Raw genomic sequence first — 12,666 nt, forward strand, 5'->3', positions numbered from 1 at the left:
GGGGAGCTTTTCGGCTCCCCTTCCCATCAATTCTCAAAATAGTTTATTTCCCGGCTTCAACGATCTTTTGGATAAGATCATTGGCTCCCACCTTATCGCCATATTCTTTCCACAGGGGTTGGACGGCCTTTTGAAATTCATCTTTATTTACTTCAATAACTTTCATGCCCTTTTCTACTAATTTTTGACCATATTGGCTATCAAGTTCCTCGGCCAATTTGCGGCCATAAGCGCTTGCTTCTTTAGCTGCGTCGGCAATTATCTTTTGTTCCTCAGGTGATAACTTTTGCCATGTCTTTTCACTGATGTTTATAGAAAGAACAGTATACAGGTGTCCCGTTTTAACTATATACTTCGTTACTTCATACATTTTATTAGTGAAGGTTGCTTCATTAGGTTGTTCAAAACCTTCCACTACTTTAGTCTGTAAAGAAGTATATACCTCCCCCCACGGTATTACCGTCGGATTAGCGCCCAGAAGCTGGAAAGTCTTCACGTAAACCGGGGCCTCGGGTACCCTAATTTTCATGCCCTTTAAATCTTGTAAATTACGGATTTCCTTGTTCACAAAAAGGTTCCGGAACCCTGAATCCATCCAGCCGAGGGAGCGAATACCTTTGCTTAACAGGCCTTGTTGTAGCGTTTTTCCGACTTCACCGTCTTCAACATTGCGGACATGCTCATAGCTTTTCCATAAATAAGGCAAGTCACAAATTCCCCATTTAGGGTCAAAATTAGATAATAACCCGGCATCATTAATACTCATATCAATGGTCCCCAATTGCATGCCCTCCACCAGGGCGCGTTGATCACCAATGGTACCATTGGGAAAAACTTTAATCTCTATTTTCCCGTTAGATTTCTGGGCTACTAACTCCGCTAATTTTTGGCCCGTCTTCGTTACGGAATGTTCATCGGGTAGATGAGTACCCAGGCGCAATACCTTCTTTTCTGTCGTACCAGAGTTAGTTTGCTGGGTTTTGTTTTCAGCTGTTTGTTTCTCTGGTGTCTTGCCACCTGTACCGCAACCAGCAACTAAAAAGATCAAGCTTGCCATTAATAACCCGGCCCAAAACTTTTTTGTCATAACTTTCAACCTCCTATCCCATATTTTTAAAGCTCTCAACCATTTTTGCAACCTCGCTTACTCTTTTTATATTCACATAATATATTTGCCCCGAACTTTATTCACCTCCTATATCCTGTCATCCCTTGCATGGATTTCATTTGCCACATTAATGATTATTTTTATCCTTTCAAGACCAGTTTCCGGTGCCATACCTCCAGCGGTAGAAAGCCATAAACCTCCTCCCTGACCAGCAGTTTTAATCATAGTTTTACATCGATGGCGTAATTCTTCTTCCGATGCCTGGAGCAGGTCAACTATGGGGTGCAAATTGCCCATGACACACTTTTTTAATCTAGTTTTGCTTTGCGAGAGATCATGTTTGGGGCCGATATGACAAACATTACAGGGTAGCTCAGAGATTAAATCAAGCAAATGGGGGTAATTATTCTCGTTATGGTATAACCTGATCTCTGCTTCTTTTACGAATTCAAAGACCTCGTAGAGATAGGGATGGACAAATTGGGCATATATCTGGTAATTAAGCATGCCGGGCAGGTGATCCCATACATAGATGCGCCGGGGTGGGCCTACGATTTCAATTTGAGCCCGGAGATATGCTTTAATAAAATCTGTTACTTTACGCAATAACTCATGGATTAATTCCGGAAAATCATAAATCCCGTAAAAAAATTTTTCATAACCGAGCATCAGGGCTGCTATTTCACCGGGACCCCCGCAGAAGAGATGGCCGTCCATAAAGCCGTACTTTTTTCGCAGTTTATCAGGAAGATGCTGTTGAAAATATTTAAGGTATTCCAGATTTTTAGCTGTAAACTCGGCTTTCCTGGGATCGGGAGGTTGAAAACGGGCTATCTCCTTTACATCACGCAAAACCGGCTCGTGCAAATATGGTGGCGCATCTTTGGAAAAAACTATCCTGGCACCCATTCCTCCCAATTCTGCCACAGCACCAAAATCCGGCCAGATGCCGGGAAAAGTAAAAACGTCAGCTATTTGTTCATAAAACCATATTTGAGCATCTAACATCGTTGCAGCATCTGCGTAATACTCTTCATCCGGGACACCTGCTAAACGAGCATAAATGGCTCCCACTAGCGGTAATACTACAGGGACATGGTCAACTTCTTCAAATCTTACCGCTCGTAATGCTTTTTCATAAGCGCCCATCATTTCACCTTTTTTCTACGCTGAAATTAATTTATTTTTAATATCTCGCCAGTTTCACCGCCATCTTCAATGCATCCACCATACTCTCAGGGTTAGCCGTGCCCTTCCCCGCCTTACCGAAAGCTGTACCGTGATCTACAGAGGTACGGATGATTGGCAGGCCCAGGGTGATGTTGATGCCAGCCACCGAGCCCCACTTCCCGGTGGCGTCGTCGTACTGAAAGCCGATAACCTTGGTGGGTATATGCCCCTGGTCATGGTACATGGCTACCACGGCGTCGTACTGGCCGCCGCGGAGTTTCACAAAGATAGTATCCGGCGATACTGTGCCATCGACTTGCATCCCCTGCTCGCGGGCTGCGGCGATGGCCGGGTTGATTTCCTCAATCTCTTCGCGGCCGAAAAGGCCGTCCTCGCCGGCATGGGGGTTAAGGCCCGCTACAGCAATACGGGGGCTGGCAATGCCCATTTTCAGTAGGACATTATGGGTAAGCTCGATTACCTTCAGCACCCGCTCTTTTTTTACCAGCAACGGCACCTGGCTGTAAGCCACATGGGTGGTTACGTGGGAAACCCGGAAATTTTTATCAATGAGCATCATACAGTAATCCCGTGTTTTTGTCAGGTCGGCGAAGATCTCCGTGTGGCCGGCGTAGTGATGGCCGGCCAGGTTGATGGCCTCCTTGTTAATAGGGCCGGTGGTGACGGCATCAACTTCCCCCGCCAGGGCGAGCTCGATGGCCCTGGCTATATACTGGAAGCTGGCTTCACCGCCCATACGGGTCACTTTACCGTACTCTAGCTGGCTTAAATCTACATTCTGCAGGTCCAGGACATCGATAGTGCCATATTCATAGCAGCCTTCAGTAGGACTACCTACAGCGCGAACGGACAGGTTAACACCAGCAATCTTGACAGCTTCGCACATCAATCCGGCATCAGCTATCGCCAGAGGACGGCATATTTCGTAGATTTCAGGCAGGGCCAGGGCTTTAGCCGTAATCTCGGGACCGATCCCACAGGGATCGCCTACAGTGATTGCAATTACAGGTCTGGACATCTTCTTTCCCACTCCGCCTTAAAGATTTGCTTCCCGAATAAGGTACTTGAATACTTTTATAAAAGCGTCAGGTGGTCCAAAACCACCAGCTTTGGTGACAATGGGTAAACCTCTGGCCTGGCCGCCCTCCAGATATCCCAGTGGGATACCGGGAAGTATTTCGGTTGCTAAATTTATCCCCCTGGCACCCAGGGCACGACAGACATGGACGGCAGTATCTCCGCCGGTAATTACCAGGCCCCTCACTTTAATGGTGGCCAGGAGGTGGCTAGCTATAGCACCCAGGGCCGTAGCAATGGCTTTACTATCGAAATCCTTACCGCTGTTACCCGTTGCAGGTTGCTCTGCTCCGTTCGGATGAATAGCGGTGGATTGATTGCCGGTGCCCTGCCCGCTGTCCAGGTGCGATTGCCGGAACAGGCTGTCTACAGCGATGATTAACAAATCCTGAATTGCTTCCCGGTTAACAGCAGCATTTACTGCCCGTTCAATTTCCACGTCCTCCTGCCCTCTCAGGATGGCTCCCGTATCTACCTCCAATGGCCAGCAGCCGCTGAAATCAGCCACTTCTCGTACCTGGACTGCAGTCACGGGATTGCGCGAACCGGCGATGAGGAGGACATTTCCTTCCCTGGCCGGATAAGGTCCCAGTATAGTCTTTAGGTTCCACGCTAAAGTTAAATGCGCGGCCATGCCGGCGGCCCCGGCCAGGACAACTTCTCCGGGCAAATAGCCGACGGCCCGGGCGATAATCTGTAAGTCGTCTTCCGTTACGGCATCAAGGACCAGGACCTCATTCTCTTCTTTAGCAGCCGTAAGTGCCGCTGCTAGTTCACTTGCCCCCCGGCGCACCGTTGCCAGGTTGACCTGGCCCACGCGGCGGCCCATCTCTTGCCGGAGTACGCGGGGGACATGACATTGGGCAGAACCGGTAATATCAACTACTGGTTTTATCTTCGCTTTTGCTTCGGGGTTTTCCTCAATTATTAGGTACCCGTCCTGCACGAAGCGCCGGTTGGACGGGAAGGCTGGCACCACTAGAGCGAGTTCAGCCTGCCATGCATCCATCACGGCTTCCAGTTCGGCGCCGGGATGCCCGCGCAGGGTGGAATCAATTTTTTTATAAATCCTTCTTATGGAGGCTTGCTTGAGCTTTAAAGCCAAGTCATAAACGCGCCGGTAGGCTTCTTCTGCCGTAAGATGACGGGTGTCGGCGTTGATGGCCCAGACATCCTTGTCCCGCCCCACCTGGCCCACATTATCGGCATCTATAATAACCATGGTGCGGAAACCGTGCTGGCAAAACTGGACACCGGTATCGTTGGCTCCGGTTAAATCGTCGGCGATGATGGCGATCTTTGTCATTTATTACCCTCGCTCCTGGCGCATCACTTATTATGAATTTAATGCAAGATGCGTGCCAAGGCAGGATTGGCGTAAAATTTCTGAAGGGAGCTTATTACATGGCGTTTATTATATCCATAAAATTTCATTTTGAAAGGCAAGAAAAATAAAAGCCAGATAAATAAGCAAGATCTGGCTGTGTTTTTGCTATATTTCATTTTGAATTGTTCTTTTTCATTATGAAAGTTATGGTCCTTTGCCGGCTTTTTTCTTGCTACCGGATATGAAAAAATTAACCCCCTTTCTTTCCCAGCTTTTCAGCCGCCGCCAGAGGGTGGTTTTACTGAGGCCCAGGCGTCGGCAGGTTTCGTCTTTATCGTTATTGGTCAGAGCCAGGGTCCGGCGGATGATCTCCGCTTCCATTTCCTCCAGGGTGCCCCGCAAAACCAAATGCAGGCCGGGCTCAGGCCGGCTTGCCGCCGGTCCGATAATCTCTTCCAGGTCAGCAGGCTGCACCTCCTGGCCGCCGCGCAGGACTACCAGGCGTTCCAGGACATTTTCCAGCTCGCGAACGTTGCCCGGCCAGTCGTAGGCCTGCAAGCGGGCGATAATTTCCTCGCTGAATAACGGCGGCAGGCGCCCGGAACGCCGGCTGATTTTTTCTGCCAGGGCTTTGATGAGTAACGGTAAATCTTCTAAACGTTCCCGCAAAGGCGGTAGTTTTATATGCAGCACGTTCAACCGGTAATACAGGTCACGGCGGAAGGTCTCCCGGGCCACAGCATCTTCCAGGTTGCGGTGTGTTGCGGCAATAATGCGCACGTCAATAGGCAGCACCCGGTCGCCGCCGACGCGCATGATGGCCTTCTGCTGCAGCACCCTTAAAAGCCTTGCCTGAAGGTTTAAAGATAGCTCACCAATTTCGTCAAGGAAAAGGGTGCCCCGGTGGGCCAGTTCAAAGAGGCCCTTTTTACCCCCCTTGCGGGCCCCGGTGAAAGCCCCTTCCTCGTAGCCGAAGAGTTCGCTTTCCAGCAAATTTTCCGGCACGGCGGCGCAGTTGACCGCTACGAAAGGCCCTTCCCGCCGCTGGCTGGCATTGTGGATGCTCTGGGCCACCATTTCCTTGCCGGAGCCGGTTTCGCCGGTAATCAAAATAGTCGCTTCGGCGGCGGCAAACTGGCGCGCCCGCTCAATGAGCTGGGCCATGACCGGGCTACGGGTAACGATATCATCGAAGGTAAACTGGGCCACGTGGCCTTTGAGGTACAATTCCTGGCGGACCCTGGTTTCCACGGCCTGGAGGTGGCTGACATCCTGGAAGGTAGCCACAGCACCGACAATTTCCCGCCCGGTAATGACCGGGACCACGTTTTCGGCGACCAGGGTATTACCGGCCCGGTGCAGTTCCCCCAGGCGCTTTTGCCCTGACTGCCGCACCTGGTCCAGGGGAACGCCCGGTAAGACTTCTCGCGCCGGCCGTCCCACTACCCGGTGGGCCGTCAGGCCCAGGATCCTTTCGGCTGCCGGGTTGACCAGGGTAATGTGGCCTTCCTGATCGGTAGCCACAATGCCCTCGTAGGCAAAATCCAGGATGGCTTTCAATTGCTCGGCCCGGGCCCGTTCCCGCCGGCGTACCAGGGCTACCTCCCGGGCCTCGCGGATGGCCTGGCTGATGGCCTCTTTGCCGGAGGTGACGAGTATCGCCTGAAGGCCCAGTTCCCGGGCCGACCGGACAGATACGGCATCGCCGACGATAACCTCCAGCCCCATAGCCTTGCCTTCAGCAATAATCCCGGCCGCGTCCTCTTCCGCCTCGATAATTAACTCTTCAATACAGACCCCCAGGACTGCTTCCAGGCTTTTGGTGCCGTAAATGACGTTATGGAAACCGGCAACACCGATATAACGACCCAGCTCCCGGGCCTCGGCCAGGGCCCGGACCAGATCAAAGGCGCTGACGACAATCTCCACGACCGGTACCTCAACATGGCGACTGATAAGCGTGGCGGTGCCGCCGCGGCTGATAATGACCTCCGCCCCTCTGGCCGCCAGTTCCCGGGCCACCTTTACCCCTTCCGCCAGGTCGCCGACGGCAATGGTTACGTCCTCTCCCAGTTCCCGGCAGACCTGCCCCGCCAGAGCCGCCAGGTCGGCATAGGGAGCTACCAGAGCCAGGTGGGACATAATATCACTCCCAAAGACACCTAATCCCGCTACCATCAAACGTATGAAAATAGCAAAGCGCCATTTTCACGGTGGGCGACTAAGAATGTGCTAGAATAGCCACCATCAGCTTCCATTTTCGCCTCTTTTCTCACCGGCGATTAACCTCTGCTCTACCTGCTTCTTGAAGTGCCCTATAGTGGCAACACCAGTAGCTAAAAAATCTTTGATAAGTTCCCATTTTATGTCCAGGTATTGATGGACTAAAATATTCCTTGTCCTGGCCTTTTCAGCAAGGGCCAGGGCCAGCTCTTTATCGATAATCCCCGCTTCACCGAGCCGGATAAAGGCCTGGCGGTAGGTTTCCGGTACTTCCAGGTCTTCACCGGCTATAAGAATTTTGGCAATATCTAAGGCAGCGTTGACCAGGTTTTCGATAATCCGCTCCACATCGCGGCGGCTCTTGCGATCACTCTGGTACTGAAAATAATCCATTTCTCCATAGGCCTTCAGATCCTCTAACTCTGCAGCCATAAACCTGAGGCGGCGAATGATGGAAATTACCTGCTCATCGGTAATAGGTGCCATTTTATACCGCCCCCCTGATCTTCATGCGCCAGCGCCACCAGTCGAGCAAAAACTGCTGGAAATCCTCGGCTTCACGGGAAATATCCAGCATATACCGGATATAAAAACTTTGATCCCGGATAAACAGGCGCTTCCCCTTTAAAGCCGTCCAGGCCAGGGAGGGCGTTGTTTCATTTAGAACCAGGAGGTCTACTTTAAGGCCCAGCATATCCTCGAGTTCGTTCCACATCTGGTAAATATCCCGCCTGGTATAACCGGGCTCAAAGTATACCCCGATGTCTACATCTGACTCGGCTCCTGCCCGCCCCCTGGCCCGGGAACCAAATAAAAAGGCCATACGTATATTTTGTTGCTCGCTAAAGTAATCTTTTAATTGCGTATAGATTTTTTTATCCATACTGATCTCACCTTGTGATAAAGGGGGCCCTGTTATCCCGCCCCCTACTTAGCCAGAAATACTTTTACCAGTCCATAGAAAAAAGCTGCCTGGCCTATCCAGAAGGCAAATAGCCTCCATGTAAGCCGTGTTTCCATGGCCGCAATTCTGGCCTCAATATCAGCTTTCGTTTCTGCTAGCCGGCGTTCTATCCGCTCAGCGACAAATTCTACAGTATCCTCTTTATTATTTTTCGCGCTGGCAGTTAGAAGGTTCCCCATTCCTAGCACCATCATCTCCGAGTTTTTACTGTAAAATCTCCGGGAGTAGTATAATATTCATCCAAATTTATCACGCTCTTTGTTTTTAGTTTAGCATAATTTCTAGCGGAAGCAAATAACTACAAAAATATAAAGAGCGGGCTTGAATACCCACTCTTTAAGTTAACTACCGAGCCTAATCTCGCGAAACTTTCCGCTCCATGGGTTGAAAAACAGGTGCCCTCCTGCTACCGCCCCACCATGGCCCAGGTGAAGCTGCCGTCCAGGAAACTGGCGATATATTTTTCCTTTACTTCCCGGCCGATGAGGGACTGGAAGCCACCGGCACCCAGGGGTGGACCGACGGCGACCATACCAACCAGCCGCCGGCCCCGGAGGACGGCCTTGCGGTAGCAGGACCGCTTTTCGTCCAGGCGGGTCACCACCTCATACCCCTCTCCCGGCGGGTTAACGATGCCGCCGCTGATGACCCCCAGGCCGTTTACCACCAGGGAATTCTGGCCAATACCGCCCCGGTAGGCCGTTTGGTGACCGGCCATATTGAGCCCGGCCAGGCGGCCCTGCTCCACGGCGTTGCCCCAGATGGCGTTGAGGCGCCGGTTTTGCCAGGCGCGGTCGTAGGCCTTGGCCACGTCCCCGGCGGCGTAGATGCCGGGAATGCTTGTAGCCAGGTAATAATCCACCAGGACACCGCGGTCCACCTCTATCCCGCTGCCCTGCAGGAAGTCCACATTGGGCCGTACCCCTTTACCCACGACCACGACATCCGCAGGCACCGCAGCCCCGGAGCGCAAAACTACTCCCGTCACTTTTTCGTGCCCTTCCAGGGCGATTACATCTTCCCGCAGGTGGATAGTAAACCCGGCGGCAGCCATGGCCCGGCGCACCAGTTCCGCGCCGGTATCATCCAGGGCCTGGGAAAGGAGCCGCCCCGAGGACACCACCAGGCGCACTTTGAGCCCCCTGGCGTGGAGGCCTTCGGCGGCCTTGATGCCCACCAGACCGCCGCCGACGACCACCGCCTGCCCCCCAGGCCGGGCGAATTTGCGGATGGCGGCAGCGTCGTCCAGGGTCCGCAGGGTAAAAACACCAGCCAGGTTGCTGCCGGGAACGTCAATTTGCTGTGGTGCCGCGCCGGTGGCTATCAGCAGGCGGTCATAATAAAGTTCCGTCCCGTCATCCAGGGTTACCAGCCGGCGCTGGACATCAATAGCTGTTGCCCGCCGGCCGGTGATAAGCTGAATCCGCTGCTCACTATACCACTCTTCACCCGCCAGCCAGAGCCTTTCCCGTGGGACCAGGCCGCCGAGGTAATAGGAGGTAAGGACGCGGGCGTAGTAAGGATAAGGTTCGTCGCCGACAATGGTGATCTTCCCGGCCGGGTCGGCGCGGCGGACAGCCCGGGCCGCGGCCACCCCGGCAGCACTGTTGCCGATAATGAGGTAATGCACTGGCGTCAGCCACCAACTTTCTCTGGTAAACATTTCATCAAAAAGGGCTAACGTTCTTGCCTCACAGCTTTTTCCTGGAGCCCTCCTGGCTTGAGGCCGCCCAATACGGCGAGCAGCGTAATCAGACAAAGGGCAAACCTGGTAGCCTGCTGCAGGCGCCGCCAGGTTTAAAGGAAAGATCGCTAACCTTATCCACCTGCCGCTGGCGGTATTATGGTTACTTTGTCCCGCGGGCTTAAAGGGGTGGCCAACCCCTGGAGAAAGTTGATATTGCGGCCGTTCACCAGGATGGCTATGCCAGCCTTCAGCTTTCCCGCCGGTGTCATGAGTTCCCGGCGGAAAGTTTCCCCGTAACGGGAGATAAGGGCAGCCAGGAGCTGCTCGATGGTAGTTGCTTCCACCTCTACCCGGCTTTCCCCGGCCGCCCGCTGCAAGAAACTCAAAAGTTCTACTTCCATCTCCTATGCTCCCCTAAGAAACAGGGTTGTTTGATCAAGGAAGCGCCCTGGCCGGCGTCCATGTTTTTCATAAGCCAATTTAAGCTAATCCTAACCTTTCCATGGTGGCTGCCGTTACCCGGCCTTCCTCGTCCCAGCCGCGCACCTGGTAGTATTCGGCCAGCATCTGCGCCAGGGCGGAAGTCTTACCCTTCGCCGGTCCTTCGGGCATGGGTTCCTCCAGGAGGCGCGGCGCCAGGGTATCGTCGGCTTTCGTTAGCCCCGCGGCAAAGTTGAAGAGCCGCTCCAGGTTGAAGATGCGCTCGCCGGCCAGGAGGCCGCTGGCTTCGGTATAGGGCACGCCGGTGGCCGGGGCCAGCATGCTGGCGACATCCGGCGCTCCCAGGGCAAAGGTGATAAAGAGGCACATGCCGCTGGCGTCCACCAGGGCGGTGAGGTCCTGGAAGGCCTTATCCAGGGCCGCCTTGCCCTCAGGCGAATGAGGGTCAGTCTGCACCGGGATGCCCAGGACCTCCGAGGCAATGGTGTAGCCCCGGACGTGGCAACCGCCACGATTGGCGGTGGCGTAATTCAGGCCGATACCCTGGAAGGCCCGTGGGTCATAGGCCGGGTATTCCTGCTTCTTGCTGCTCATGGACAGCTCGGGGTGGCCGTAACGTTCGGCCAGGCGGTAGGAACCCTCGGCCAGGAGGTCACCGATGCCTTCGCGGTAACCTACCTTGCGGGCCGTTTCTACCAGCACGGCGGCGTTACCAAATTCCAGAGGCAGCTCTGTATCCTTCGCCGGCAGGTAGCCCTTCTCATAAAGCTCCATGGCGCAAGCCAGGGTAGCGCCGAAGGAAATAGGATCGTACCCCAGCTCATTGGCCAGGTAATTAGCTTTGGTCACCGCCGCTAAGTCGTCTACACCGCAGTCAGCCCCCAGGGACCAGAGAGCTTCGTACTCCGGCCCTTCGCCGTGGCCGGCATAGGGGCCCCCGGGCACCAGGGTGGCGCGGCCGCAGGCCATGGGGCAGGACAGGCAGCCCTTCTTGCGTACCAGGTAGTTTTCCGCTAGGGCTTCGCCGCTGATTTTGGCCGCCCCCGCAAAGACGCCCGTCTGGAAGTTGCGGGTCGGCAGGCCGCCGTGGGCGTTGATGACATTGACCAGCACGCCGGTACCATAGGTCGGGAGGCCGCCGTGGGTAACGTCGTTGGCCTTGATTTTGGCCAGGGCCGCCAGGACCGCTTCCCGGAAGGCCGGCCCGTCAGCCACCTTAATCCCGCCGTGGCCACGGACAGCGATGGCCTTCAGGTTCTTCGAACCCATGACGGCGCCGACGCCCGAACGGCCGGCAGCCCGGTGCTTGTCATTGATAACGCAGGCAAAGCGCACCAGCTTTTCCCCCGCCGGGCCGATGCAGGCCACCCTGGCATTGGGGCAGGTAGCCGCTCTTATAGCATCTTCCGTCTCGTGGGTATTCTTACCCCACAGCTCTCCGGCCGGCCGCAGTTCACAGGAGCCATCTTCAATCCAGAGGTAAACAGGTTCGGCTGCCTTGCCCTCAAAAATAATCCCGTCAAAGCCGGCATACTTCAGTTCGCCGCCAAAATAGCCACCGGAGCTAGAGGCAGCAATGGCTCCCGTAAGGGGCGACTTGGTGACGACGTTATAGCGGCTGCCGGAAATGGCCATGGTCCCGGTCAGGGGACCGGTCATGAAGATCAGCTTGTTTTCCGGTGCTAAAGGATCAACCTTAGGGTCAATTTCATCATAAAGGATCTTGCTGGCCAGGCCCCGGGCGCCGACATAATCCCGGGCCAGGGCAGGGTCTAACTTTTCAACCCGGCACTCGCCGCTGCTTAAATTAACCCTCAGCAGTTGCCCAATCCAGCCGTACATCTTAGACCACCTCCCGTAGAGCAGCCTGGACCCTGCGGGCCATTTGCAGCCGCTTGCCCAGGGCCTGGCCGGCCGGTTCTTTATACTCCAGGGCGCCCCAGGGGCAGTTCAGGACGCACTCCGGCTCGCCCTGGCAGAGGTCGCATTTGACTACCTTCTGCTCCGCTACCGAATAATCAACCGCACCAAAGGGACAGGCCATGATACACATGCGGCAGCCGATGCAGCGGTCCTCGTTAATCACCACAGCATTGGTTTTCTCATCACGGCTGATGGCCCCGGCCGGGCAGACGGCCTGGCAGGCGGGCTCATCACAGTGCTGGCAGACTACCGGCAGGTAATAATCATCATCAAGGAAGGCTGCCACCGACAGCCGGGCTGCCGCCGGGTTGAATTCACCGGTATGTTTAAAGGAACAGGCCAGTTCACAGCGGCGGCAGGCAGTGCACTTGTCCTGATCTACGACCAGTACCTTGGCCAAAATAATTCCTCCCTTCGAGGTTTGTTGTATAAATGCGACATATTTACCTCTCTTACGTGGCTCTCACCTCCCCAAGGAGCAGGATGAAAGGCTGGTCAGGTCACCCGGCCGCTAACAGCGGATAGGAGCACTTAACCGCGGTTGGACGGCGGCGCTGCAACCCGGCCTGGATAACAAAAAGGTACTCCCTCCTCACAAGAGTACCTTCCTTTGCCCAATAGCAGGTCAAGGGATTGCTCCCCGGCCCTCACGTTTGCCCTTCCCGGAAGGAAGCGACAACTCGGAAGTAATCTAATCCAGTTGTTTAGTTTATATCTTCGCCGCC

Annotated in this window: 12 protein-coding genes; all 12 read right to left on the minus strand. The window is 54.5% G+C overall.

Annotation, left to right across the window (positions count from 1 at the left end):
* Positions 1 to 43 precede the first annotated feature (43 nt).
* Positions 44 to 1,087, minus strand: a complete 1,044-nt coding sequence (locus MOST_RS10440) for a TRAP transporter substrate-binding protein (RefSeq protein ID WP_054936541.1) — start codon at positions 1,085 to 1,087, stop codon at positions 44 to 46.
* A 108-nt stretch (positions 1,088 to 1,195) separates the two neighbouring features.
* Complete coding sequence (locus MOST_RS10445) at positions 1,196 to 2,257, minus strand: uroporphyrinogen decarboxylase family protein (protein ID WP_054936542.1); 1,062 nt, start codon at positions 2,255 to 2,257, stop codon at positions 1,196 to 1,198.
* Positions 2,258 to 2,294: 37 nt separating this feature from the next.
* Positions 2,295 to 3,317, minus strand: coding sequence for a 4-hydroxythreonine-4-phosphate dehydrogenase PdxA (pdxA, locus tag MOST_RS10450; protein WP_054936543.1), 1,023 nt, complete (start codon positions 3,315 to 3,317; stop codon positions 2,295 to 2,297).
* A gap of 18 nt (positions 3,318 to 3,335) precedes the next feature.
* Entirely contained in the window at positions 3,336 to 4,682 is a 1,347-nt protein-coding gene (locus MOST_RS10455; protein ID WP_054936544.1) for a four-carbon acid sugar kinase family protein, read from the minus strand.
* A 225-nt stretch (positions 4,683 to 4,907) separates the two neighbouring features.
* Positions 4,908 to 6,845 (minus strand): sigma-54-dependent Fis family transcriptional regulator, encoded by a 1,938-nt coding sequence (locus tag MOST_RS10460; RefSeq protein WP_054936545.1) that lies wholly within the window; start codon positions 6,843 to 6,845, stop codon positions 4,908 to 4,910.
* A 105-nt stretch (positions 6,846 to 6,950) separates the two neighbouring features.
* Complete coding sequence (gene hepT / locus MOST_RS10465) at positions 6,951 to 7,412, minus strand: type VII toxin-antitoxin system HepT family RNase toxin (RefSeq protein WP_083476587.1); 462 nt, start codon at positions 7,410 to 7,412, stop codon at positions 6,951 to 6,953.
* Between the two features lies 1 nt (position 7,413).
* The gene (gene mntA / locus MOST_RS10470; protein WP_054936546.1) at positions 7,414 to 7,809 is read right to left on the minus strand and encodes a type VII toxin-antitoxin system MntA family adenylyltransferase antitoxin; all 396 of its coding nucleotides are present in this window, start codon (positions 7,807 to 7,809) and stop codon (positions 7,414 to 7,416) included.
* 44 nt (positions 7,810 to 7,853) lie between these two features.
* Entirely contained in the window at positions 7,854 to 8,069 is a 216-nt protein-coding gene (locus MOST_RS10475) for a hypothetical protein (RefSeq protein WP_054936547.1), read from the minus strand.
* A gap of 227 nt (positions 8,070 to 8,296) precedes the next feature.
* Positions 8,297 to 9,520, minus strand: coding sequence for an NAD(P)/FAD-dependent oxidoreductase (locus MOST_RS10480; protein WP_054936548.1), 1,224 nt, complete (start codon positions 9,518 to 9,520; stop codon positions 8,297 to 8,299).
* Positions 9,521 to 9,708: 188 nt separating this feature from the next.
* Complete coding sequence (locus MOST_RS10485) at positions 9,709 to 9,978, minus strand: MoaD family protein (RefSeq protein WP_054936549.1); 270 nt, start codon at positions 9,976 to 9,978, stop codon at positions 9,709 to 9,711.
* 79 nt (positions 9,979 to 10,057) lie between these two features.
* Complete coding sequence (locus MOST_RS10490; protein ID WP_054936550.1) at positions 10,058 to 11,860, minus strand: aldehyde ferredoxin oxidoreductase family protein; 1,803 nt, start codon at positions 11,858 to 11,860, stop codon at positions 10,058 to 10,060.
* A gap of 1 nt (position 11,861) precedes the next feature.
* Positions 11,862 to 12,341, minus strand: coding sequence for a 4Fe-4S dicluster domain-containing protein (locus MOST_RS10495; protein WP_054936551.1), 480 nt, complete (start codon positions 12,339 to 12,341; stop codon positions 11,862 to 11,864).
* Between the last annotated feature and the right edge of the window lie 325 nt (positions 12,342 to 12,666).

The organism is Neomoorella stamsii, from assembly GCF_002995805.1.
Classification (GTDB): domain Bacteria; phylum Bacillota; class DSM-521; order Neomoorellales; family Neomoorellaceae; genus Neomoorella; species Neomoorella stamsii.

What these genes read in the sequence shown, in the direction of transcription:
- MOST_RS10440 (WP_054936541.1), bottom strand. Translation starts at nt 1,087, where the DNA reads ATGACAAAAAAGTTTTGGGCCGGGTTATTAATGGCAAGCTTGATCTTT.
- MOST_RS10445 (WP_054936542.1), bottom strand. Translation starts at nt 2,257, where the DNA reads ATGGGCGCTTATGAAAAAGCATTACGAGCGGTAAGATTTGAAGAAGTT.
- pdxA (WP_054936543.1), bottom strand. Translation starts at nt 3,317, where the DNA reads ATGTCCAGACCTGTAATTGCAATCACTGTAGGCGATCCCTGTGGGATC.
- MOST_RS10455 (WP_054936544.1), bottom strand. Translation starts at nt 4,682, where the DNA reads ATGACAAAGATCGCCATCATCGCCGACGATTTAACCGGAGCCAACGAT.
- MOST_RS10460 (WP_054936545.1), bottom strand. Translation starts at nt 6,845, where the DNA reads ATGTCCCACCTGGCTCTGGTAGCTCCCTATGCCGACCTGGCGGCTCTG.
- hepT (WP_083476587.1), bottom strand. Translation starts at nt 7,412, where the DNA reads ATGGCACCTATTACCGATGAGCAGGTAATTTCCATCATTCGCCGCCTC.
- mntA (WP_054936546.1), bottom strand. Translation starts at nt 7,809, where the DNA reads ATGGATAAAAAAATCTATACGCAATTAAAAGATTACTTTAGCGAGCAA.
- MOST_RS10475 (WP_054936547.1), bottom strand. Translation starts at nt 8,069, where the DNA reads ATGGGGAACCTTCTAACTGCCAGCGCGAAAAATAATAAAGAGGATACT.
- MOST_RS10485 (WP_054936549.1), bottom strand. Translation starts at nt 9,978, where the DNA reads ATGGAAGTAGAACTTTTGAGTTTCTTGCAGCGGGCGGCCGGGGAAAGC.
- MOST_RS10490 (WP_054936550.1), bottom strand. Translation starts at nt 11,860, where the DNA reads ATGTACGGCTGGATTGGGCAACTGCTGAGGGTTAATTTAAGCAGCGGC.